This is a genomic window from Prosthecobacter fusiformis (assembly GCF_004364345.1).
Lineage (GTDB): Bacteria > Verrucomicrobiota > Verrucomicrobiia > Verrucomicrobiales > Verrucomicrobiaceae > Prosthecobacter > Prosthecobacter fusiformis.
In genome coordinates this window covers 37,858-62,005 of the sequence record NZ_SOCA01000012.1, presented here as the reverse complement: position 1 = coordinate 62,005, position 24,148 = coordinate 37,858, and the positions used below count along the sequence as shown (strand labels likewise).

At 61.6% G+C, this 24,148-nt stretch carries 20 protein-coding genes; 11 read left to right on the top strand and 9 right to left on the bottom strand.

Annotated features, from left to right (window positions below):
* Nucleotides 1-91: 91 nt before the first annotated feature.
* From EI77_RS20985 to EI77_RS20955, 7 genes are all read left to right on the top strand, one after another.
* A complete protein-coding gene (locus tag EI77_RS20985) occupies nt 92-409 on the top strand; it encodes a hypothetical protein (RefSeq protein WP_133797280.1) in 318 nt (105 codons plus the stop codon).
* Nucleotides 410-645: 236 nt separating this feature from the next.
* On the top strand, nt 646-2,928 hold the full coding sequence (locus tag EI77_RS20980; RefSeq protein WP_133797279.1) for a portal protein: 2,283 nt from the start codon (nt 646-648) through the stop codon (nt 2,926-2,928).
* A gap of 23 nt (nt 2,929-2,951) precedes the next feature.
* Nucleotides 2,952-3,305: a hypothetical protein gene (locus EI77_RS20975; RefSeq protein ID WP_133797278.1), complete on the top strand. Its 354-nt coding sequence runs from the start codon at nt 2,952-2,954 to the stop codon at nt 3,303-3,305.
* 18 nt (nt 3,306-3,323) lie between these two features.
* A complete protein-coding gene (locus tag EI77_RS20970; protein WP_133797277.1) occupies nt 3,324-3,578 on the top strand; it encodes a hypothetical protein in 255 nt (84 codons plus the stop codon).
* Between the two features lie 29 nt (nt 3,579-3,607).
* Nucleotides 3,608-4,687 carry a hypothetical protein gene (locus EI77_RS20965; protein ID WP_133797276.1) on the top strand — a complete coding sequence of 360 codons (1,080 nt, stop codon included), beginning with the start codon at nt 3,608-3,610 and terminating at the stop codon, nt 4,685-4,687.
* Between the two features lie 125 nt (nt 4,688-4,812).
* Complete coding sequence (locus EI77_RS20960; protein ID WP_133797275.1) at nt 4,813-5,010, top strand: hypothetical protein; 198 nt, start codon at nt 4,813-4,815, stop codon at nt 5,008-5,010.
* Nucleotides 5,011-5,167: 157 nt separating this feature from the next.
* Nucleotides 5,168-5,692, top strand: a complete 525-nt coding sequence (locus tag EI77_RS20955) for a DUF1353 domain-containing protein (RefSeq protein ID WP_133797274.1) — start codon at nt 5,168-5,170, stop codon at nt 5,690-5,692.
* A 39-nt stretch (nt 5,693-5,731) separates the two neighbouring features.
* On the opposite strand, the gene EI77_RS20950 is transcribed toward EI77_RS20955, so the two are convergent.
* A complete protein-coding gene (locus tag EI77_RS20950) occupies nt 5,732-6,220 on the bottom strand; it encodes a hypothetical protein (RefSeq protein WP_133797273.1) in 489 nt (162 codons plus the stop codon).
* A 105-nt stretch (nt 6,221-6,325) separates the two neighbouring features.
* Between EI77_RS20950 and EI77_RS20945 the strand changes: the two genes are divergently transcribed.
* Both EI77_RS20945 and EI77_RS20940 read left to right on the top strand, forming a co-directional pair.
* A complete protein-coding gene (locus EI77_RS20945; RefSeq protein ID WP_243838973.1) occupies nt 6,326-7,036 on the top strand; it encodes a hypothetical protein in 711 nt (236 codons plus the stop codon).
* Nucleotides 7,037-7,229: 193 nt separating this feature from the next.
* Nucleotides 7,230-9,962 carry a hypothetical protein gene (locus EI77_RS20940; protein ID WP_166647415.1) on the top strand — a complete coding sequence of 911 codons (2,733 nt, stop codon included), beginning with the start codon at nt 7,230-7,232 and terminating at the stop codon, nt 9,960-9,962.
* A 417-nt stretch (nt 9,963-10,379) separates the two neighbouring features.
* Here the strand turns inward: EI77_RS20940 and EI77_RS20935 are convergent, their stop codons facing one another.
* Entirely contained in the window at nt 10,380-10,829 is a 450-nt protein-coding gene (locus EI77_RS20935; RefSeq protein ID WP_166647414.1) for a YybH family protein, read from the bottom strand.
* Between the two features lie 120 nt (nt 10,830-10,949).
* Nucleotides 10,950-11,198, bottom strand: coding sequence for a hypothetical protein (locus tag EI77_RS20930; RefSeq protein ID WP_133797270.1), 249 nt, complete (start codon nt 11,196-11,198; stop codon nt 10,950-10,952).
* A gap of 28 nt (nt 11,199-11,226) precedes the next feature.
* Between EI77_RS20930 and EI77_RS20925 the strand changes: the two genes are divergently transcribed.
* Entirely contained in the window at nt 11,227-11,853 is a 627-nt protein-coding gene (locus tag EI77_RS20925) for a hypothetical protein (protein WP_133797269.1), read from the top strand.
* A 511-nt stretch (nt 11,854-12,364) separates the two neighbouring features.
* Here EI77_RS20925 and EI77_RS20920 read toward each other — a convergent pair.
* The gene (locus EI77_RS20920; RefSeq protein ID WP_133797268.1) at nt 12,365-14,200 is read right to left on the bottom strand and encodes a hypothetical protein; all 1,836 of its coding nucleotides are present in this window, start codon (nt 14,198-14,200) and stop codon (nt 12,365-12,367) included.
* Between the two features lie 300 nt (nt 14,201-14,500).
* The gene (locus EI77_RS20915) at nt 14,501-15,763 is read right to left on the bottom strand and encodes an efflux RND transporter periplasmic adaptor subunit (protein WP_166647413.1); all 1,263 of its coding nucleotides are present in this window, start codon (nt 15,761-15,763) and stop codon (nt 14,501-14,503) included.
* Between the two features lie 127 nt (nt 15,764-15,890).
* Here EI77_RS20915 and EI77_RS20910 point away from each other — a divergent pair, with 127 nt between their 5' ends.
* Nucleotides 15,891-16,544, top strand: a complete 654-nt coding sequence (locus tag EI77_RS20910) for a 3-keto-disaccharide hydrolase (RefSeq protein WP_166647412.1) — start codon at nt 15,891-15,893, stop codon at nt 16,542-16,544.
* A gap of 431 nt (nt 16,545-16,975) precedes the next feature.
* Here the strand turns inward: EI77_RS20910 and EI77_RS20905 are convergent, their stop codons facing one another.
* From EI77_RS20905 to EI77_RS24035, 4 genes are all read right to left on the bottom strand, one after another.
* A complete protein-coding gene (locus EI77_RS20905) occupies nt 16,976-17,434 on the bottom strand; it encodes a hypothetical protein (RefSeq protein WP_133797265.1) in 459 nt (152 codons plus the stop codon).
* 13 nt (nt 17,435-17,447) lie between these two features.
* Nucleotides 17,448-17,906 carry a hypothetical protein gene (locus EI77_RS20900; protein ID WP_133797264.1) on the bottom strand — a complete coding sequence of 153 codons (459 nt, stop codon included), beginning with the start codon at nt 17,904-17,906 and terminating at the stop codon, nt 17,448-17,450.
* 492 nt (nt 17,907-18,398) lie between these two features.
* Nucleotides 18,399-19,967, bottom strand: a complete 1,569-nt coding sequence (locus EI77_RS20895; RefSeq protein WP_133797263.1) for a sulfatase family protein — start codon at nt 19,965-19,967, stop codon at nt 18,399-18,401.
* 961 nt (nt 19,968-20,928) lie between these two features.
* Entirely contained in the window at nt 20,929-24,117 is a 3,189-nt protein-coding gene (locus EI77_RS24035) for an SEL1-like repeat protein (protein WP_166647411.1), read from the bottom strand.
* Between the last annotated feature and the right edge of the window lie 31 nt (nt 24,118-24,148).

Sequence of the window (24,148 nt, the reverse complement as noted above, 5' to 3'; positions counted from 1 at the left end):
TTATGAGAAAAATCCGCATCTGAAAAGATCACCGGGTACTGCGTCGCAGCCGCCTGCACGGGTGACACCCGCGACGCCACCGGCACCTGGGATGTCCGCCTATGATAAGATGATGAAGACGGTGATGAATGGGGTGGACGAGACGATGCAGAAGGTGCTGCCACGCCCGAAACCTGCGCCGACGGCGACGGACAAAATGATGAAGACGGTGATGGATGGGGTGGATGAGACGATGCTGAATGTGCTGCCGCATACGACGCGACCTGCCAGGACGACGGATCCTGCGACGGGGAGTAAACCGCCGCTGAGTGTGGCGGGGAATCCTGAAAGCAGTCTGAAAACTTATTACCAGGAGAAGAAGACGAAAACGCGGCCGGGGCCTTTTCAAAGCAACGGGCTGAATGGCTAGGCCGGAGGCATGGGGCAGACGGGACTGGGTAGGACTTATATGAGTTATGGGTCCTATCCTTGAGGGGGCGTGGGCATTGGTGTGAGCACTTTATTGAATGCCGACGGATCGGCGGCGCTCCATGGGGACGGGTGCGTTTGGGGAAGGGAAAGTTTTTTTGGCACTTGGGCTAAGTGGGGGTGGTAGGGGGTTGCGCAATGTGAGTGGGGGGTGGTGATTGTGGGGTGTCATCTACTATGAAATCTTCCATTTCTGAATCTGAGGCGGCGGTCCGGGCGCGGGCGGCGATCTCCCGCAAACGCCATAAATCCCCACTGGAGGATGCGCTGGAGGCGGGGGATGGGAGGCGGATGGTGCAGCTGGTGCAGTGGGCACGGCGGCAGTATGAGACGTATCATGCGGACCTGGCAATGTGGCGGGAAAACAGGCGACGGTATGCGCAGGAGGCGCAGGATGTCTTCGCCCACCGGACGGGGGGTGAGCCGATGGATGGGACGGGGGAACCGAGGCTGATTTTCCAGGTGCAGAATGACAGTCTGAACTTTGTGGCTGGCCTAACTGAATTTGCGGCGGCGCAGGCGGAACAGGATATTTTTGGCGGGAGCCCATGGTTCGCGGCGATGCCGGTGGGCAAGGAGGATCCGGCGCTGGCGGATGTGATCCAGAAGCATCTGCAATGGACTTTCCGGGATGGGCGGCTGAGTGAGCGGTATTGTGAGGGGATCACGCAGGCGGCGTGCCTGGGGGAGGCCTTTACGAAGACGTGGTATGAGGTGGAGACGGACCGGCATGAGCAGGAGCTGACGGTGCTGCATGTGAATGGGGAACCGGTGATGGTGGGGGAGGAGTACGTGACGACGGACCGGCAGGCGGCGAAGGTAAAGACGAAGGGACGGCGGAGTTGGAAGCCGTTGTATGTGGAGAAGGAGGCCGTGATTCGCCATGGGGTGGAGACGACGGTGCTGCACTTTAACGATGTGGCCTTCCGTGAGGATGCGCCGGAGCTGGACCTGCGGTTTACGAATTTTTACAATCTGATCGAGCTTTCTGTAACGGAGGCGAGGGTGAAGTTTCACCTGGGGCGTGAGGATGCGGTGCGGCTGGCGCTGGCGGCGGGTACATCAGGAAATAATGTGTGTCTGGCGGAGCGGCCTGCGACGGTGGACAATGCGCACGGGCGGGATGGGACGCGGGTGGAGGACTATGGGGAGGAAGAGGAGGAGCGGCTGATGAATACGCGGGTGCGGCTGGTGGAGGGGTTTGTACGAGTGGACCCTTTTGGCGATGGGGAGGCGAGGAGGCTGTATGTGGTGTTTCCGCCGCAGAGTGAGGACTGGCTGGTGTATGCGGACTATCTGGGAAACATCAGTCCGAAGGGGGAACTGCCGATCAAGTGCCATGTGTGGGAGAAGGTGCCTAACAAGCTGTATGGGCGGGGTTTCTTCGCCAAGTATGCGGCGGTACAGGGGAAGGTGGATGATCTGTGGAACCAGGTGAGCTACCGGAACAGGATGCACTCGAACCCGGTGGGGGGATTTCACCCGGAGCGGCTGGAGCGGGATGATGATGAGGCGGACCTGGCACTGCAGCCAGGGGATATGCTGAGGCTGAAGGGGGAGTGGAAGCTGGGGGATGTGCTGGAATTTATGCGGATGCCGGACCTGGATAACCGGAGCATGGAGCTGATGCAGACGGGCATCCAGATGGCGCAACTGCGCAGCGGCATCAATGCGGCAAGCCAGGGGGATCTGGCGGGGGTGCCGGAGAGCAATACGGCGACGGGGATCCGGCAGATCATGAGCCGGGCGGCGGTGCTGCTGAAGAAGCCGGTGCGGCAGCTGCGAAGGAGCTTTGGCCGGGACTTTAGCTATGCGGTGAAGCTTTTTTATGCGAACTATGATCGCGATGAGGCCTTTGTGTGGGGTGAGGGTGAGAATGCGGAGCTGATGAAGCTGACGGCGGAGAAGGTGGCGGATCTGGACATCGACGTACGGATGCTGCTGACGCAGGAGCAGAACCAGACGAAGCTGGAGGGGGCGAAGGTGGCGGTGGATCTTTTCGGCCAGTGGGTGCAGATGCCAGAGGTGGAGAAGGTGAATGCGCGGCCGCTGTTTTTACAGGCGATCAAGGCGCTGGAATTTGACCAGGCGGATGAGATAATCTGCAGGCCGCTGCCGACGCTGGAGGATGCGGCGGAACTGCTGCCGAAGGAGGAGCAGGCGCGGCTGAAGAAGCTGCTGAAGGGTGAGAAGAAGCCTGATGAGGCGGGCCAAGAGGAAGGTGAGGAGGCGCTGCCGGATGAAGAAGGGCTGCCGCCGGAGCTGGCGGCGATGCTGGGTGGTGGTGGCGGCGGAGACGCGATGCCGATGCCGGGTGCGATGCCGCTGGGAATGAGGGCTGAGCTGCCGGGGGCGGAGGCGAGTGTGGCGGCTCCTGCTCCGGCGCTGCCGCCGGGCGGGATGCCTGCGGCGGGGGCGGAGGTGAATATGAACCCTGAAGGTGGCGCGGCGGCAGTGTAATCATTAACCACTCTTTTATCATTATGTCAGCACCAGTACAACTTTACCCGCATAAGTCGGGAGATCTTTGGGCGGGCCTGTCCTCGGTGGCCATCCGTGTGGATGGTGTGCCGCTGGACCTCACGGGGGCGGTGGTCCAGATGCAGTTTAAACGATTCCCGACGGATGCGGTGGCGGCGCTGCCGCTGACAAGTGCGGGGGAGACGCCGGGCATTCTCATCGCAGAGGATGCGACGGAGGGGACCTTTAGCGTGACGCCGCGTGTGGTGGGGCTGCTGCCGGGGCGATATTTCTGGGACATCCAGGTGACGAGGGAGGGGCAGCCGGTGACGTATGCGGCGGGGACGTGGCAGATCACCCTGGATGTGACGAAGTGAACTTATGCGCATTATTTTATGATATCCAATCATGCAGCTAAAACCGAGGTCGTCTTGACCCAGATCATCCGGCGTGTGGAGGTGACCGTCCAGGAGGGCGGCGGCGGCACGCACCAGATCACGGTGGGGAGCCATCCAGGCTCAGTGCCGTGGTCTGCACTGACAAGCGTCCCCGCCAATCTCTGCCTGGCGACGGTGACGGAGGACCGGTTGTCCATCGAATTTCGTGACCTGGCAGGCAATCTTATTTCCAAAGCCCCTTATCTACCATGACCCTATTATTTTCTATTGTTCCACGATTAATGAGACTGACCCTGGCGGTGACGTTGCTGGTGAGCGGCCATGTTTTTTCCCAACTGCCGGTGCCGGGCAGTGTGGGCCTAACCATCAAGAACGCAGGCGATGGCAGCGGGATGCGGTGGCTGGCACCGATGGCGGGAAAGGTGCTGGGCTTTAACAGCGAGGGGCAACTGGCGGTGCTACCGGGCGGAGGCGTGGTGATGTGGGGGGACATCGAAGGAACGATCACGGAGCAGGCGGATCTGCAAGGAGCGCTGGAAGGAAAACTGAATGCGGGGGCGGTGAGTGACTATGGACTGACGCTGGTGGATGATGTGGACGCGACAGCAATGCGGGCGACGCTGGGACTGGGGACTCTGGCGACGCAAAGCGGGGAACTGACGGATTATCTGACGGTCTCTGGCGCGGCGGTGGGTTATGTTTCGCTAACTGGAAGTTACGATGATCCGGGATGGATGACTGGGCTGGCGTGGAGCAAGATCAGCGGGGTGCCGGAGGTATTCCCACCGGACGGACATGAGCATGAGATGGCGGATGTGACGGGGCTGGATACGGCGCTGGAGGAGAAGCTGGCGAGCAGCGCAGTGAGCGCCTATGGACTGACGCTGGTGGATGATGTGAACGCGGGGGCGGCACGAGCGACGCTGGGCCTGGTGATCGGCACGGATGTGCTGGCACCCACTGGCAGTGGAGCGTCGCTGACGGGGCTGAATGCGAGTGCGCTGACCAGTGGGACGGTGGGCACGGCTCGGCTGGGCAGCGGGACGGCGAGCAGTAGGGTGGGTGGCAGTCTGCGGCTTTGTCGGGGCGGCGTGCCGATTGTTCAGGGGAATACGGATGCGGCGCGGACACGAGCGCATGCAATGGCTTTTCCTGCTTCGACTGGGAGGCAGGATTCAGTCATCATGGAGATGGTGGACACGCCGGGGACGACGGATGAGGTTACCTATACAGTTGAGCTGATAACGAACTCCACCACCTCCTCTGTAGTTTATGTGAACCGAACTGGGTCGGATACAAATGATAGTCTGTCTCATGCCCGCACCGTCAGCACCTTAACGATCATTCCTTGTACACCATAACTCTGCCCGAAGCGGTTTTTCACCTCTGTCCAGGTGGGGCGGTGAAGGGGCGTAAAATTCATGGGAACATCCTTTGGCTGGGCAACGAGTAGGCCTACGGAAGCGGCGAGAAATGAACCTTTGACATGATGAATGAGATGAAACAAACGGCGGCCATTTTGCAGGATGGTTTGTTAGGCCTGATCGGGATAACGGCTCCACTGATGGGGGTGGTGGCATCCTGGCAGGAGCAGATGGAGTGGGGAATGCGCATGCTTTCCCTGGGGGTCGGCGTGGCGGTGGGGGTGGTGACGATCATCAGCCTGCGGCGGCGGTCCAAGTGAGGGGCGGGAGTGGAAAAGAGAAAGGGGCATTTCATCCCTGTCTTGTTCCTTGTCTTCATCCGGGAGGCCTCCTTGGGGGAGGAGGCTGAGGGAGATGGAATGGGGGCAAGGAACAAGACAGGGATGAGAAGTGCCATGAATAATTTAATGATATTTTATGATGAATACTGACACTAACGAAATGGACGGGGCCAATGAGGGCCGGGGTCCGCGGATCATTCCGCTGCGGGATGCGGCGCTGGGGTTTGGGCTGCTGCCGCGTTTCCTATGCCGGTGGGTGCGTGGGCCGCTGTGGAGGCTGGGAGAGGACTATGAATTCATTCTGGCGGCAGGGCCGGACCGGGGGCGGGTGTTTCGTATCCCGAAGGGATATGAATTTGACAAGGCATCCGTGCCGCCGCTGCTATGGGGACCGCCGTTTAACTACCTACCAGACGGGCTATGTACGCTGCCTGCGCTGGAGCATGATTTTTTATGCGATCTGCTGGCGGGTGGCTCGGCCTGGCTGAGGATGAAGCTGGTGGTGCTGCCGGTGGCACCGCCTGCGGGCGTGGTGCATGAGCACTTCCGCGAGCGCCTGCACCAATCCGGTGTGCGCGGGAGCAAGGCGGAGGCGATGGGGCGGGCAGTGTCGGCCTTTGGCCCGCAGGGCAAGGCGTATCCTTGGAACTGGTGGCGGTGAGGGAATGTGGCGGCACTGGGCATTTTATCCGCTTCTGATTTATTGGGAGGCGGCGGGCAAGGGCAGGTCGCTCTGATGGATGCGGATGATTTTCCAGCTCCAATGCCAGGGGCCATCTTTGCGCCAGATGAAATGCCAGGGCTCAGGCATGGCATTGACGCGGCTGATGATCATGGGGCTGAAACCGAGGCCCTGGCCTTCCATTTGAATGCGCACGCGCACGGCCGCCCGGTCCGCCGTGGGCTGAAAGGGCTGCACCTCGGTCCTGAGGGTCAGGAAGAGAAAGCCCTGCATGATCTCTGCCGCAGTAGCGGGAGCGGTCTCCTGCGTGAGGCCATAGGAGTCTGCATAATCGGTGGCCAGCATGGAGCGGACTTCTTTCCAATCCCGCCCCTCCACCGCGATGAGGAATTTCTGCTGCGCGGCCAGGATCTGCGTGGTGGGTGACCGGCCAAAGAGCCACCAGCCGAGCCAGACGATGGCGATGAGTGCAGGCAGGAAATAAAGCCAGCGGGGTAGGCCGTTCATGCATCTGTTATTTCAGACCGGGGCGTGTGGCTCAAGATAAAAGCGTGATGTAGCCTGCTGGAAAAGGAAGGTCCTCTGCCCTGCGGGTGCGGGCGTATTGGGGTTTTGTTTGAGAAAGTACCGGCTGAAGCCGGGACTACAAAACATGGTGGCTACAAAACAATCGAGGTTGCTTTCTGGATTGACCCGGCGCTGGTCAGCGGCACACTCGCGGCTCTCATGGAACACGTCCTCGTCATCCCCCGCGCACTTTTTGATTCCCTCGGCAGCTTTCAAGGTTTTCAGCCGGAGGTGGACCGTTATCTGGGGGCAATGCTGGCGCATGGGGCCAATTTTTTCATGGAGCGTCCGGCGGCGGAGGCGGATCCCACGCACAAGCAGCTCATCCCGTATTCCATTTTTAAATTCGAGGACCGTTTCCTCAGCTACACACGCGGCGGCAGCTCGGGTGAAAAGCGACTGGTGGCCAAGCGTAGCATCGGCATCGGCGGCCACATCAATCCGGTGGACCAGACGCAGGATGAAATGGGCGAGGCGATGTACTTCAACAGCATCGAGCGCGAGATCACCGAGGAACTGCAACTGGGCGGCGCGCACACGCAGACGGTCATCGGCCTAATCAATGATGATTCCAGCGAAGTCGGCAGTGTGCATCTGGGTGTGGTGCATGTCTTTGAGTTAAGCACGGACGATGTGAAGTCCAATGAAGACGCCATCCAGGACCTGCGCTTTGTGACGCTGGATGAGCTGCTGGCGCAAAAGGACAGCCTGGAGAGCTGGTCGCAGATCTGCGTGAATCATCTGGCGGGGCTGTGAAGAAGGGCGTGCGGGAATGACAATTTAGAGGCGCAGGCGAGTACTCACGCGTGTCTGTTTATTTGCATTCCCACAGAAATCTTTTTTGTCACAGGCGGGAGGAGGAGGGATAATTTAGGCAGCTTCACAGGCGGGGGCGGCAGGAATGGCCGCGCTGGCGGTGGGGCGCGCAAAACGTTATCTCCCTCTTTTTATGCCCTCGAAATCCGCAGAAGTCATCGATTCCTCCCAGGCCAATGTCAGGCAGCTCAGCTCCGCCGGCCAGGCCAGTGTGACCTTCCTGGTGGAGATGCCGGAAAACATGGCCGTGGGCGAGACCGGGGAGAGACGCGGCTTTGCCAAACCGCAGTATGATGTCAGCACGTCCGCTGCCCGGAAGGCGGCTGAAGAGGTCACTTATGCCAGCGCACGACTTTTCCCCAAACCGGCGGATCAAGATGACCGCAACTGGACGAAGGCGAATGCGGCGGACCGTGACCGCGGCCTGCTGGCGCGTGCGGTGGCCAGCAGCAAGGTGGATGATATGCTGGGGCTGAACTGCGTGGCGCAGGAGGGCTATACCCGCAATGCCCAGGGCCAGCTCATGGGCCTGAGTGTGGAGGTGGACGGTGCTCAGGTGCTGACAAAGGTGACGCCGCAAGGGGGCGGCGCTGATGTGCTGTGCGCGCTGAATGTGGACTACCGGGACCCACGCATCCAAAAAGGCCTCAGCGACCTGGAGGTGACGGATTACATCACCGGCCAGATCGACCGACATGAAGGAAACATCGTCATCAATCCGGATACGGGAAAGGTGATGGGCATTGACAATGACCTGGCCTTTCCCCGTGCTGACCGCGCCGATGTCTATGCCGGATGGGGGGAGGTGAAGTGCAACGCCGTGGGCACCCTGCCGCAGCAGATCCATATGGACACTGCCAAAAAGGTACTGGCCATGAATCCCCAGGAGATGGAGCGCATGCTGCGCACCCTGCCGGTGCCGCAAGGCTGCAATGCCCTGACGCAGGAGGAGGTGAATGGTGCCTGCCAGCGCCTGCAGGAGCTACAGGCCGCCATCCGCAATCCGGCGGCAGCAGGCATCGAAATCGTCACTGAATTCAATCAGCAGACCTACGACGCGGCCATAGACAAGCAACAAAAGGCGATCGTGGCTGCCCAGCAATGGTCCGAAGGTGTCACCATCCCGCCCATCGGCACTGCAGCGAACGGTGAGCGCTCTGACTGGGAGGTCAAGCTTTCCAAAGAAGACATGGGAGCCATCACCAACGACCTCCGCCAATATACCCCGAAGACCTCCTACCTGGGCGGCGCGGTGAAGTTCCAGGCCACGGCGGAAATGGGCAGCATTTCCCAGCCGGACCTCTATGGTGTCCGCCAGCCGGAAACAGCCACCCAGGCGGTGCGCAGCCCGGCTGTGCTGGAGCAAAAAATGCAGGCTCTGGAGGCGGAAAAAGCCGCGCTTTTGACAAAGCTGGACGGCTATCAAAACCGCCTGCAAAAGCTGGAGGACCCCAGCAAGGGCCTCGTCCTCCGCTCCCTGCGCTATGGCAGTGTGGATGGCGCACGTGAGGCCTTCCTTTCCAAAGAAAACGAGACCAGCAAACGCCTGCGCGAGATCACCCAGGAGATGGAGCAGTTGCACCCCATGGCCGCGCGTGCAGGCGTGCCAGGGGCAGTGAACGTCCCCGCTATGCAGGATGAGCTGACTCGAATGAAACAGCGTGTTCAGGATGTGCAGACCAGCCTCCAGCAGCCCTTGGGCAATGAGACCCTGAGCGCGACTGACATGGCCAAAATCCAGCGTGAGCTGAACTACATCCTCCAGGACAAAGCCGAGCCCTATGGCAAGCGGGGCAGCCTGGACATGGACCTCAAAGGCGTGGCCGAAGGTGCGGTGGTCAGCGGCCTGGACCGCAAGTGCAAGAAGGAAGAGACCATGCAGCTGGAGCGCTTCATCACCAGCGCTGTGCAGACGCCCATCCTCACCCAGCAGATGGATGCGCTGATGAAGGACATGGAAGCCGCAGGCAAGCAGGGCTTCAATCCACAAACGGCCGCAGATCTGGCGGAGCGTTTTCAAAACCTCAGCACCGAGCTTCAGCAGACAGAGCTGCACGCCGCCGCGATGAACCTGCCGCCCGTTTCGCGGCAACAGATCGCCAAGGATGCCAATGCGGCCCTGGCTGCTGAAAATGCCCAGCTTGAATTTGAATCCCAGGCCATGGATGAGGCACGCCACCTGATGAAGGACATCAAGGCCCAGGCCGAAGGCATGGAGATGCGCAACAGCCGACCGCTGGCTCATGAAAAACTGGACCCCGCCGCCATGGCCGCCATCCAGGCGGAAGCCGCCAAGCTGCTGGTGGAAGATCCCGATACCTACGGCCCACCCGGCAGCCTGGACATGGACATTCAAACCCTGGCCGCCCAAGCTGCCGATACTGCGCTGGATCGTGACCTGACGCCAGGAGAGCTGAACCAGGTGGAGCGTGCGCTGATGAAAGAGCACCTGCACCCCGTCATCAAGGCCGAGGTGAAGCAGCTGGAGAAAGAAGTGCAGGGCCTCAGCCACAAAAACTTCGACTCCGCCAAAATGGCCACCCTGGCCGGCAAGCTGGAGGACATGAGCCTGGACGTGAACGTGGCCTCCGCCCGCAGCCGCGTCCTGGCCCAGCCCCCTGCCCCCGCCCAGGCCGTAGCCCTGGCCAATGAATCCCTGCGCAATCTCAAGGAAGACCTGAAGGCCGAAGCCATCGACGACGCCAAAAAAGCCGTCTTGGAATTCAGCAAAGAAGGCGGCAAAAAAGGCCTGGATAAACCCGCCGCGCCAGATGCTGCGGACAACAGCACCGGAGCCAGCTACAAAAGCTCACGCCCGAAGATCGCCCCAGCGGATACCACCAGCAGCAGCATCCGCACGAAGTAGTGAGGGGGTTGGTAGTGGAGTGCTCAGCCAAATACTGGCGATTGCGAGGGTGTTAATCAAAGTAGCTTTCCAGTTCCCACCGGCAAAGCGAGCCGTGACGTAGCTCAATATTCCAATATTGAGAGCGTCGCTGGGACTGGCGGCCGCCTTTCCATCGCCATGACCGAAAGAAAGGGGCAAGAAAAAGGCACACCGGCAGTGCATTCGGGGCCTCTCGATTTTGGAAAATCGAGCTACGTGCCTGCCGCATGCGCCTGCGCAGCCAACGTTATTGAATCATCACATTTGGAAGTGTGCTCGCTGCTCAGTTGGGGGAACGCAAGGGCATAGGGCTAATAGGACGGATAAGTCGTATAGGACGCATAGGTCCTCCCCATGAAGCACAACGCCGGCCCCGCTCAACTCCCTCCTTTCGGCCTAACCTAAAGAAGTGGGCTGCAAGTCCGCAGCGGCGCGGTAGGTGCCGTCCATGTAAAAGGGCACGGATTCATGGATGTGGATGATGCGCCAGCGTTCCTCAATGAACCGCAGCACCAACGTCTGGCGGAACCACAGGTTCGTCTTTTGCCCATCTTGCTTCGTGCCCGTGATGCGGTTCAAACTGTTCGTGCAGGCCAGGCCCGCACTTTCCGTCACCACGAGCTGGCGGATCTCATAGCAAAGATTGCCATTGAAAGTGCGGAACCAGCTTTCCAGGTTATCCCGCAGCGGCGTCTCCGTCTCCAGCGGCGGTGCCAGGAAAAAACGCACGGTCTGGTCAGCAAAATGAGATAGGACGCCTTCGACGTCCTTATGGCGGATGGATTCGGACCACGCTTCAAGTTCAGCGCGGATCGCGGACTCATCCCTGGTTGGATGGATGGTCATGCTCATACCCATGCAACGCACCCCGTGGCCGCATTGGCCGGGTGAATGTTTATTCGCTTTCGATGAATGCCGGGGTGTGTTGGACTGGAGCGCACGCACCAGTCACCCTGGAGCGCGTGGCTACTGGCTGCGTCGGGGGGTGAAGAGGGCCATGCGTTTGTGGTCCACGCGGACGAGGATGGGGCGGGCCTGGGCGGACTGTTGGGCGAAGTCGTAAAGGGCTTCACGGCAGGTCCAGTTGCGCCAGCAGGTCATGCTGCTGTAGCGGACGAGGTCCCGCTCCTCGGCATCTTTGAGGCCGATGGCGGTGGCTTCCCATTGCTTGATGAGGGTGCGTTTTTCAGCGGCGTTGTGAAGGATTGTTGGCATGGTGATAAATAATGTTTTATAATGAACCATGATGAAGCCGAAGTCAATGTCCAAGGGTCGGGTGAAGAAGGTGGCCGCCGGGGAGGAGGATGCGCCGGAAGTGGGGCTGACGGGTGATGTGTCTGGTGAGGATGTGGGCGGTGAACCGATGGTGGGGCGGGCCTTTGACGGGGGCTTTTCACGCTGGCTGGAGTGGGCGCAGGAACTGGGCCTGGGACCGGGGGAGCGTGTGTGGGAGCTGCATGTGGTGCAGGGCCGCAGTGTGGGGGAGACGGGGCGGCTGTTAGGTCTGGCGGGGGCGGAGGTGATGGCGCTGTGTGCGGAGATGCGCGCCCGGCTGGCAGCGCGTGCCCCCAGGGCGGAGGCGGACTTTCACGCGGTGCGGGAGGAGCTGCGGGACCGCCTGGTGTCCATCCTGGAAGATGCCAGCCGGGCGCGGGATGATCCCCGCCTGCTGGCGGTGCGCCAGCGGGTGTGTGATCAACTGGCGGAGCTCTATGGCTTGAAGATGCAGCGCCGGGCAGCGGCGGAAGAGACGGCTCCGCCTTATCAGCTCACCGGGGAGCTAGGCGTGGTGGTGGGGGATAGCGCGGCAAATGTGCACGGGCGGTCTCCGGACATCGCAGGAGCGAAGAAGGGGCTGGGGCTGGAGTAGGGGGGCTGGCTGCGGCGGGGGGATATTAGTGCTCGGTGCTCGGTGCTCGGTGCTCGGTGCTCGGTGCTCGGTGCTCAGTTGGAAGGGGGAATAGGGCTTATAGGACGGATAGGTCGTATGGGCTTGGCTAGGGGCGCACTCTATCTGAGCACTGGTTTCTGAATGCCGACGGGGGCGTCGGCGCTCCATGGTGGCGGACGGGGCTGCTAGAACGGTCTTGCGCCGGACGCACAAGACGGAAGGCGAGGACGCCCGCGCTCCATGGCGGACGTGTGCACTCTTATCTGAGAACTGCGCACTGAGGACTGAGCACTGGTTTCTGAATGCCGACGGGGCGTCGGCGCTCCATGGTGGCGGACGGGGCCGCTAGAACGGTCTTGCGCGGGACGCACAAGACGGCAGGCGAGGACGCCCGCGCTCCATGGCGGACGTGCACTCTTATCTGAGAACTGCGCACTGAGGACTGAGCACTGGCTTCTGAATGCCGACGGCTCGTCGGCGCTCCAGGGTGCTAGTTGATGATGTCAAAGGCACGGGCGGTGAGGCGGCCGTTGAACTTGTTGGTGAATGAAGTCTGGTAGACGGCGGTGTCTTCAGTACCTGAGCCGCCGTAGAGGTAAACGGAGGAATTAAACACGTTGCCCACTTGAATCAGGCCATCATCATTGCTGCCGAGGATGACGGTGTCGTTGCCGGCTCCGAGGATGATTTTGACGGCACCGTAAAAGAGGTTAGACCGATGGGTGTTGCCCAGGTTTTCGGTCATGTTGCCCATGATGACGGTGTCATTGCCGCGACCGGTATAAATGGAGGTGGTTTTGAAATACGTGTTGTTATGCAGGTACACGTTGCTGTTCTGGGTGCCGCTTTGGCTGATGTAAAGATAGTCCTGGAAGGCACTGTCGATCATCTGGACGATTTCCGTGCGCTCATAGTCCTCACCCTTGGTGGTGCCTGAATAGATGGAGACGCTGCCCCTGAAGATGGTATCGGTCACGCGCAGTTCGTTGCTTTCGTAGCTGCCCATAGCCAGGTAGGTCTTGCCTAAAATTTGGATGCCCAGGGTGGTTTGACTGTAGAAGTCACCGATGTTCAGGATATCTCCGCCGCGGCTGCCGTAATAGTAGAATGAGCCGATGAGGGCGCTATCGGCGTCCAGTGTGAAGCCGTTGTTCATGCTGCGGGTACTGCTGAACTGGAGGCGACCATGAATATCGACAACTTCGCTAACGATTGAAAATTCGTTGCCGCCTTTGCCACCTTTGTAGCTCAGGCCACCCCCCACGGTGATAGCATCTTCCATGGAAATGGAGAACATGCTGTCCGTGGTTGAGGCCATGTTAAAAACGGCATCTTTAACAATGGTGAATGTGATGCCGTCTAAGCCTCCATAATTTGTTCCTGTGCCTGCTGTGTAGTTGAGGGAGCCTGCGGTGAGATCCAGCCGACTATCGCCATCGAATTGACTGTCTCCCTTGCCCATTTTTAGATCCAACTTGCCGCCGACGGTGATGTTATCTCTCAAATAAATGTTGTCGCTGCCAGTAGCCCCTTGATAGCTGAAATTTCCGTTGATGGTGGAGCGACCACTCTGTCCCAGGCGATTCAGTTCAAGCTGGCCTGTGCCGGTGCCGAGTTGGGCCTTCACGTTGCCTGTGACGAGGAAGGTTTCGGATCCGAGGGCGATGGAACTGGCACCGTCGGTTTCGCCACGGCCAATGATGGTGACATTGCCTAAAACATAGATAGCTCCATGATAGTATTCATCGCTCAGAGCGAAGTTGTCAGACCCGGTGCCGAGGTCGGCGGAGATGTTTCGGTAGCTGCCCCGGGCCACGGTGACGTTGTCGCTGCCGCTGCCGGTCTTGATGGTGAGGCTGCTGTTGAATTGGTTGGCTAGCTCGCCGTAGCTTGAAGTACCTAACTGAATGATGTCATCCCCCATGCCGGTGTCCAGGTGGACGGCTCCATTGACCTCATTGCCGAGCATGCTGATGCTTTCACGCCCTTCGCTATCTTTGAGGGTGACGGACCCTCCGATCCTGAGGTTAAAGAGCTGCAGGTTGTCATCTCCACCCTGGAGATTGACTTTGAGGTTTCCGGTGACCGGGAGGTAGAGCTCTGAGGTGGCTTCCTCACCATTGAGTTTAAACTGGGTGCCGCTGACTGGATCTGAGATGAACCAGAGGCCGCTGCCTCCGCCCTCGATAGCCACGAGGTTGGCCTCGCCATCGCCGCTGAGGGTCAGGTGGCCGCCTTTGAACGTGACGGCGACGATGCCAGCGGGAGCAATGCGGGGCTCCAGGGCTTCGAGACAGCGGTGGGTGGGGGAGCTGGCGGCGTGCATGGGGGGATGAGTCAGGGGCTAAAAGAGGCCTCTAAAGGCAAGCGGTGGGAAAATCAAATTTAAGCATCATTTTTATGCCGCATCCGAGTAAAGGCAGGGAATGGGTGGGCGAAATCTTTGGATGGATACGGGTGCTCTTATGTGAGCACTGAGAACTGCGCACTGGTTTCTGAGTGCCGACGGGGCGTCGGCGCTCCATGGGGGACGGGGGCGCTAGAACGGTCTTGCGCGGGACGCACAAGACGGCAGGCGAGGACGCCCGCGCTCCATGGGGGACGGGGGCGTCGGCGCTCCATGGCCTCACTGGCGCTCGATGACTTGGGAGCCGTCGGCGACGATGTCGGGGGGTTGGAGGAGGACGCGGTCGCCGGGCTGGAGGCCTTTGAGGACTTGGGTCCATTTGCCATCGGTGCGGCCGGTTTCCACGGGGATGTTTTTGGCGCGGTCCTGGTCTAACAAAAAGGTTTTCCAGGCGGAGCCTTCACGGAAGAGGGCTCCGCTGGGCACTTGCAAGACGTCGTCCTCATGCCAGATGGCCACGCGTACTTCCACGCGGTAGCGGTCGCCCAGGGCGGTGGTTTTGGCGGCGGCGGGGTCCAGGTCGCATAGGACGATGACGCGCTGCTCCTCCACACCCAGGGCGGAGACCTTGGTGAAGGCAGCGGGCTCCACGAGGCGGACGGTGGCCTTCAGGGGGGCATCGCCACCCCATTGCTCCACACTCACGGGGGCACCGGGGCGGATGGTGACGGCATCGCGGGAGAGGATTTCGGCTTCGATCTCGAGGTCTGTGGGGTCGCCGATCTCTAAGATGGCGGTGCCTGCGGCGATGATCTGCGCGCTTTCCTGGTCCACCCGCAGGACGCGGCCGCTGACGGGGGCGCGCACCTCGATGGGCTGGCCGGTGCTGCCGGGGGTATTCATCTGGATGAGGGCGGCCTTGGCGGCGGTGAGCTCATAGGTGGCCACCTGGATGGCGAATTCCTGCGCGCGCACCTCCCGCTGGCGCATCAGGGCCTCGCGCTCGATGTTGTCGCGATCATTGGCGGAGATGCTGGCGGCGGCAGCGGTGCCTTTCACGCGGTCCCAGTTCGTCTGGGCAAAGCGGGCCGCGGTGCGCGTCATCTCCAGGGACTGCTCCGCCTGGCTGAGGGAGGCCTCGGCCGAGGCGATGCGGGCCTCTGTCTGGGCCTGGCTGCGGGCATCCAGCAGGGGGGCGATGCCGGGCTCGATGCTGGTGAGCACGGTCTCCCCGGCGGTGACGGCATCGCCCGCTTTCAGCGTCACGCGGCGCATGCTGCCGGTGACGGGGGCGGCCACGATGTAGCGGTTGCGGATGCGGGTTTTCCCCTCCTCCATGACGTGCACGGTCAGCGGGGCGCGGCGTACTTCCGCCAGCTCCACCTCCACGGGCCGGGGTTTCAGCCCATAGATGACGAGGGCCAGGACGCCGATGGCGCTGCCCCAGAGGATGATTTTACGGGCCAGGCCGCGCTTCGAAGGCGCTTTTTTGGCCTCCCACGGGGGCGTGGATGATGCGGGGGGCGTCTCCTCTGTGACCATGTTTTTTGGTAGCTTAGCCAGACTCTTGCACAGAGCAGGTGAAATTTTACGTTTTGGGGAGGGGAAGTGGCTGTGCTCATCGCTTGCCAGCCGCCTTCCTATCTCTAAAATGCCCGTTCCCAACCCTATGAAAGCCCCTTTGTTCGTCCTCCTGCTCGCCCTCGGCGCAGCCCCTCTCATCGCCGCAGATGCGGTGTCCCTCTTTGATGGCAAAACCCTGGCCGGCTGGACCGGGCCGGATGGTGCCAAGCCCGGCGCAGGCTGGGTGGTGGAAAACGGTGAACTCCACCTCAATGGCACCGGCGGTGGCAATCTGCTGTCTGAAAAAGAGTACACCAATTTTGACCTCACCTGGGAATGGAAGGTGGAGGAGGCCGGGAATAACGGCATCAAATATTGGGTCACCAAGGTGAATAATAAGGAGTGGCTGGGCATCGAGTACCAGATGATCGACGACAAGAAGCATCCGGACGGGATGAAGGGCGGCAGCCACACCACGGGCTCCATTTACGACATCAAGGCCCCGGTGGCGGACAAGCCGCTGAACGCCCCTGGCCAGTGGAACAGCAGCCGCGTGCTGGTGCAGGACGGCAAGATCCAGCACTACCTGAATGGCAAGCTGGTGTGTGAGGCAGATACGAAGACGGACGAGTGGAAGGCAATGATCGCCAAGAGCAAGTTTGCCAAAAAAGAAGGCTTCGCCCCCGGCAAAGGCCGCATCATGCTGACGGACCATCACGACAAGGTGTGGATGCGCAACCTCCAGATCGTGGAAAAGTGAGCCTCCAGGTCTAACCAACTGTGATTTTGAAAAGCGGTGCTTTCTGAAAAGAAGGCGCCGCTTTTTTGTGGAGGGGTGGTCCTGGAGCGCGGGCGCTTAGTCCCGCGACTGCGGCGATCTTGCCCGCGACGTAGCGTTCTGCAGCGTTCGAAAAGCAGGGAGGGGAGCGAACGGGGATTATCCTGGAGCGCGGGCGTCTCGCCTGCAGTTTTCTGCGTCTCGCGGAAAACCGTGATCGGAGATACGCGGGGTATAGTGCCTGCTCCTAACTGCGGCTGGTGATGGGGAAGCACCCACCCTTTTTGTTAAGGCGAACAGGGCACAGCGACGCCTGAGAACGGTTCCCCGCGAGACGCGAGGAACGGCACGCGAGATCGCCGCAGTCGCGGGACAGGCGCGGGACAGGCGCGTGCGCTCCACGACCACCTTCGTTACCGAAACTCCTTCGGATAACTCTCCGGCGGCGGGCGCGGCGCATCGAAGTCTTCATCAAAGAGCCTCAACCAGATCTCGTTGCCCTGATGGAGCAGGGTGCTGTATTTGAACTGGTAGCGCTTCCCTTTGTACACCAGTTCACCGTAGAGGTCGTCATCAGTGTAGTAGATGTTGCTCCAGCGAATCACCTGGTTAAACCTAACCACTTGTCCAGGGGGTAGCGTGCCTACCAGACTGTTATTTCCGAATCTAGTCTGAGTGAGTTCACAAGGAGTGGGATTGGGAATCCCTGGAGCATTGATGTTATACAAGCGCATGGGAACGCGCGTGCGCACATCGCGACCGATGAGGGTTTGATAACGCGGGTTGTCAGTGATGTCACGAACAGAGTCACAACTGGTTAGGCCGAGGCCGAAGAGTAGTGACAGGATGAGGGTGCGAAGCAGTGGATTCATGGAGGAGGTGTGTTTACCGAAACTCCTTTGGATAACTCTCCGGCGGCGGGCGTGGCGCATCGAAGTCTTCATCAAAGAGCCTCAACCAGATCTCGTTGCCCTGATGGAGCTGGGTTCTGTATTTGATCTGGTAGCGCTTCCCCCTGTAAACCAATTCACCTTGGAGGTCGTCTTCAGTGTAATACGTGCTTTTATATCGTATCACCTGATTGAACCGCACCACCTGCCCGACGGGGAGAGTGCCGACCAGGCAAGCCTTTCCGCCAGTCGTATAAGTGAGATCGCAGAGGCTTGGGTTGGGGTTTCCTGGACGATTGTAATCATACAAACGCATTGGAACGCGCGTGCGGACATCCCGGCCGATGAGGGTTTGATAACGCGGGTTGCCAGTGATGTCCTTCATGGAGTCACAACTGGTTAGGCCGAGACCGAAGAGCAGTGAAAGGATGAGGGTGCGGAGCAGTGGGTTCATGAGTGAGGTGTGTTTAATCGGGTGTGTCTATCCATGCCATGCGCAGAACACGAGGCTGAAGGATCACGGCTTGAATCTTTTTTTGAAGAGGGTTCCTCCTCTGCGCAAGGCACCTCATGAAGCTCCCGGCGGGAGCGTGGAAAATAGCCGGTGGTGGAGGGCGCGTAGCGACCGGGAACCACCGGAAGCAGGCCGCGAAAATTACCCGCATGCGTCGCGTCCTGGAGGGACGCCGGAAGGGGCGATGGCGGGGAAGTCTGGGATAGAGGGGCACGTTACCAGCGTCCCTCCAGGACGCGACGTTGATTGGCACCGGGTAGGTGGGTATCCGGTGGTTTTCAGTCTCCCGCTGGCGCGGGAGACTTTCACCACCGGCTAGTTTCCGTACTCCCTCCGGGAGTGGGGGATTCGACCTAACAGTATGTGTGGATAATAATGGCAGGTGTGTTTAAATGCCGACGGATCGGCGGCACTCCATGCCCCGCGCTCCGCCTACTCGTCGTCGGTTTTTTCCTGGCCCTTTTTCCGACCACCCTTTTTGTTAGAACCTTTCATCTTCTTGCGGTCCTGGCGTGTGACGGTTTTCTTTCCGACGGTTTCCATGAAGGCCTCGCGAAAGGCGCTGTCGTGGCGTTTCTGAAAGACCTCCAGCAGGGGATCGCCGGTGCGGATCATGATTTCTTCCATGGCCTTTTCCAGTGCGGTCACCTGGGCGGCGTGGGCGGGCAGGTCGATGAGGTTGGTCAGGGCATCGGCATCATAGCGCACATCGTAGGCCTCCTCCGGGCGGCGATGGTCGAAGAGCTCCATGCGTGCCGCCACGGTCTCATCCGTGCGCGCCAGCACGCGCATCTGGCTGGCCGTGGCGGTGCCCACGGTGGCACCGCCCATCACGCGGGTGCCGTTGGACCAGGGGTTAAAAAGATAGAGGAAATCCTTCGTCTGCACAGCGCGCATGGGGGTGATCTGGCCACCGGAATTTTCGTGATAGGATTTGTAAACGATGTCCCGTCCCGTCTGCGTTTCCCCCTTCAGCAGCGGGGCAAAGGAGCGGCCATCCAGCCCCTCCGGCAGCGGCTGGCCGGTGATCTCCAGCAGGGTGGGCAGCAGGTCCACGGTGGAGATCAGGTGCGCTTCATCCACACTGCCGGGTTTTGTCACGCCGGGCCAGACGACCATCAGGGGCGTGCGCGAGCTGTGATGATAAAGCTGCGTTTTGGCAAAGGGCAGCGGCATGCCGTGGTCGGAAAGAAAGAGGATGACGGTGCGCTCCTCCTCACCGGATTCCTTCAGCGCGGTCAGGATGGCACCCACGGCATCATCCGCCCGGCGCACGGAGGAGTAGTAATGCGCCAGCTCCTTGCGAATGACGGGATCGTCATGCAGGAAGCCGGGCACAGGCACCTCCTCCGGGGTATAAACACGGGAGGGCACATGCTCATCCGGCACCGTTTTACCGCCCTTGCCTTCCGCATAAAAAGGCTTGTGCGGGTCTGAGACATTGAGCATGAGGCAGAAGGGTTTCCCCGCCTGCTTGGCGGCGGCCATGCCCTGCTTCAGCGTGGCCCCATAGGAGGGTGCATCCTTCGGGTGCACCTTGCCGCCCGCCGCATCCGTATCCAGCACGATGTCCCAGGGAAAGGGGGCATAGGGGGTGGAGTGGTCCACCTTTCCGCGGATGCCCGTGAACCATCCCCCTGCCTTCATCAGATCTCCCAGCACGGGATACTTCACCGCTTCCTTCGGCAATGAGCGGAAGCCTTCGATGCCGTTGTGATGCGGGTATCTGCCAGACCACATGACATTGCGCGAGGGCATGCAATTTCCCACCACCACATGCGCCTGGGCGAAGCGCATGCCGCGTGCCGCCAGCGCATCCATGTGCGGCGTGATGCCCGCCAGCTTGCTGCCAAAAGCCCCCACGGAATCACAGCTCATGTCATCCGTGGTGATGATCAAAAGATGGTTAGGCGCTGCCTCCACCCCCTGGCCAGCAGCAGCCCTGAGCAGGGTGAAAACAACAGCGAGTGACAAAAGTGCGGAGCGGGCAGTGTGGAGCATGATGCCCTATGAACGACCAAAAACATGCCGCATTTCAGCGATTGATCTTGGGCGTGGAATCCAGCGGTCACTCCCCTTCCCCATGGAGCGCACGCGCCGGCCCCCATGGAGCGCACGCGTCTCGCGTGCTGTCTTGTGCGTCCCGCGCAAGACCGTTCTGTAACCTTCGAGAAGCGGGAACCTCCGCGAACGAGAATACCCTCGGCGAGGTCGATGGGCGGGACTGGGAGTGCCCAACATACTTTCCCGCCAACGCCCCTTCCGGCGTCCCTCCGGGACGCGATGCACCGGGGTGATTTCCCGCCTCTCGTCCGGTGGTTCTCGGTCGCTACGCGACCTCCACCACCGGCTATTTTCCGCGCTCCCTCCGGGAGCCAAGGCTAGTCATGAGTGCCCACGAAACCCTCCATCACTCCGAAAACACACTTCCAGTTATCCCCTCCCCAAAAAAATCCTGTCAATCCTGCCATCCTGTTAATCCTGTAAAAAAGCGCCTAACCACCCCAACCAGCCCCGTTCGCTCCCCTCCCTGCTTTTCGAAGGACGCAGAACGCTCGTTCGCGGGCAGGAGTGCCCACGGTACTTTCCCCACTCCATCACTCCACAAAAAGTAGCCCGCTCAGTCCCCTGAGCGGACAGCCGCCCCGAAGCCCCTCCCACCACCACTCCATCACTCCATCACTCCATCACTCCGAAAACACACTTCCAGTTATCCCTTCCTCAAAAAAATCCTGTCAATCCTGCCATCTTGTTAATCCTGTAAAAAAGCGCCTAACCACCCCAACCAGCCCCGTTCGCTCCCCTCCCTGCTTTTCGAAGGCCGCAGAACGCTCGGTCGCGGGCAGGAGTGCCCACGGTACTTTCCCCACTCCTCCACACCTCAAAAAGTAGCCCGCTCAGTCCCCTGAGCGGACAGCCACCTCGAAGCCCCTCCTGCCACACCTCTCGTTAGGCCAAAACCTCACTCCACCTTCTCCCCGGCCTTTTCGATGACTTCCCACAGCAGGCGCTCGGTCTCCACCTGGTCTGGGTCCGGCACGGGGCGTTCGGGGTCGGTCATGGGCTCTTGGATGCCGCGATCCAGGATCATCCGGAAGCTCTTCACCCGTGCCTCCGCCTCCGCCACCTGCGCTTTCGTCAGGGCCTTCTTCACCACGCCCAGGTTCTGCGCATAGCTGCTCGTATCATACTGGCTGGCCAGCATCAGCCACTTCAGCGCCTCCACCTTGCGCTCATCCGTCAGCGGGCCGGTCTTGCCCAGGTAGATCTTTTCCCCATACAGCGCCTGGCCCAGGGAGTCCCCGCGCTCCGCAGCAGCGCGGATCAGTTCCAGCGCACGAGCCGCGTCCTTCTTCACGCCCAGCCCGTCCATGTAGCAGACGGCCATCAGCGTTAGCGATTCCGCATTGTTTTGCGCCACGCCCTTTTCCAGCCACTTCACCGCCGCTGCAGAGTCCTTCTTCAGGCCCAGTTTTCCCAGCAGGTAATACCGGGCCAGCTGGCACTGCGCACCGGCATCCCCAGAGTACGCCGCCTTGCGGATCCAGCGCAGCGCCTCCGCATCATTCTTCGGCACCACATCACCCTCCTGGTAAATGAAGCCCAGTTGCGTCACCCCATACGGATCCCCCTGGCGGCCCGCGCGCAGCATCCACTGCAGCGCCTCCTCCTTGTTCACAGGCACGCCCTCCCCCTCCATCAGATTGCAGGCATACTGCCCCTGGGCGGAGGCCAGACCCGCCTCCGCCGCCCGACGGTACAGCCGCACCGCCTCCACCTCATCCTTCGGCAGGCCCATGCCCAGGGAATGGTAAATGCCCAGCTTCAGCATCGCCTCCGGCAGGTCCTGGGCCACCGCCATTTTCAGCAGTTCGATCCCGCGTCGCTCATCCTTTTCGATAAAGCTGGAGGCACCCATCTTGTATTCCCCCAGGTGATACTGGCCCGTGGCATCCCCTGCGGCCACTGCCTTTTCCAGCCAGGCCAGGCCCTCCTCAGACCGCTTGCCATACGGCATCTCCTCCACCATCAGCCCGCCCAGGTGCCCCATGGCCGCAGGCAGCCCGCTCTTCGCCGCCATCTCCAGCCAGTAGCGGCCCTCCTTCGCATCCACCGGACCACCCACCCCCCGCAGGTGCATCAGGCCCAGTTGTAATTGCGCGCGCCCATGGTCCCGCAGCGCCGCTTTCTTTAAAAAATCACGCACCTTCCCCAGGTCACGCTCGCAGCCCTCCCCGCGCCCCTGCATGCGCGCCGCCTGGAACCACGATTCCCCATGCCGCAGCTCCCCGGCCATCTGGAAGCAGGTCAGCGCCTGCGCCGCATCCACCCGGCCCCCACGCCCCACCCGCCAGCACAGGCCCAGTTCATACCAGGCCTCCGCCTCCCCCAGATCCGCCGCCGCCTGCCAGGACAGCATCGCTGCGGGCAGATCCACCTCCCCGCCCTGCCCCGCCGCCTGCATGCGCCCCAGCCGCAGCAGGGCCGGGCCATACACTGCCGCTGCCGCCTTTTCCAGCCAGCCACGTGCCGCCAGCACGTCCACCGGCCGCCCTTTTCCCTCCAGGCAGGCCACGCCCAGCCACGTCATCGCCGCAGGCAGCCCGCCCTCCGCCGCCTGGGTAAAAAGCCGCTCCGCCTCCGCAACATCCTCGCGCACGCCCAGGCCAGCCGCATGCATCCGGCCCAAATTCCACAGGCCCGCTGGCCAGCCCATCTCCGCCGCCAGGCGATACCAGCCCGCCGCCTCCGTAAACCCCTTCCCCGCCGTCAGCGGCCCCGTTTCCAGGATGTTCCCATACTCCACCATCGCCGCCTCATACCCCCCGGCAGCCGCTTTCCGGCACCACTCCTCCGCCGCCGCCACATCCTTCGTCACCCCCAGGCCATGGCCATAGCAGCTGGCCAGCAGATACTGCGCCGCCCCACCGCCCTGCTGCGCCGCCGACTGCAGCATGGCCACGCCCGCAGGCACATCCGCCGCCGTGCCCAGCCCCTTCACCAGGCACCAGCCCAGGTGCGCCCGCGCCTTCACATGCCCGCGCTCCGCCGCCAGGCGCAGCAGCCGTACCGCCTCCGGCAGATCACCCACCGCCCCCGGTCGCAACCAAAAAAGCGCCAGTTGCACCTCCGCTTCCCCCGCCGCCTCGCCAGAGGCCAGCGCCTTCTCCAGCCACATCCGCGCCTGGGCACGATCCACCGGCACCGTCCGCCCATCCCGCAAAGCCCCCCCATACAGGCACTGCCCCAGCGCATCCCCCGCCTCCGCCGCCCGTTTAAAAAAGCTCACCGCCAGCGCCGCATCCCGCTTCATCCCATCCGCATTCATCGCGCACAGCCCCACCTGCCGCAGCGCCGGGCCATGGCCCATCTCCGCCGCAGCCCGCAGCAGCCGCAGCCCCTCCTCCCCGTAAAACGGCACCTCGTGCCCACCCGCCGCCCGCTCCTGCCGCAGCACCTGCGCCTTCGCATAAAGCGACTCCGCCTCCGCAGCCGATCCCTTCCCCCCAGCCCCCGAATCACCCACCGATTTTGTCGTCCCAGGCGCACCCTCCGCCCCTGGAGCCCCAGGTGCACCCGCCGACTCCACCTCAGCCCCCGCCCCCATCGGCGCCACCGGTTGTAAGAACCACCCCACCGCCACCACCAGCCCCACCAGGGACATCACCAAAATCCCCCCCGCCAAAGCCAGCCGCCCCATCCCCACGTCCCCCAGCCCCATACTCCGCAGCGCCCCAGTCCCCGCAGGCACACCCCCCATCCCCACCGGCAAAGCAGGCCGCCCCATCTCCCCCACCCCATCCGGCACAGGCGACTGCTCAAAAAAACCCCGCCCCATCGGAAACGCCGACTCCCCTTTCAAAGCCCCACCCTCATCCGCCCCCGCCCGGTCCGGCGACGCCACCACCCCACCATCCCCATCCGCACCCGACGACGACGCCTCACCCACTGCCCCCAGAGGCAAAGGCGGCGGCACCGCGCCAGATTTAGCAAACACCCCATCCAGCCTCTCCCAGGCCGACATCCCATCCTGCCAGCAAAGATCCGCCCCCTCCAGCCGCCCCTCCCGCAACGCCGCCACCACCTCGTCCCAGGACATCATTCCCAGCTTCACCCCCTTGCGGGCCACATGAAAAAGCATCTCAGCCATAGCCCTTTCCCTACCCCATCCCCCCACCCCC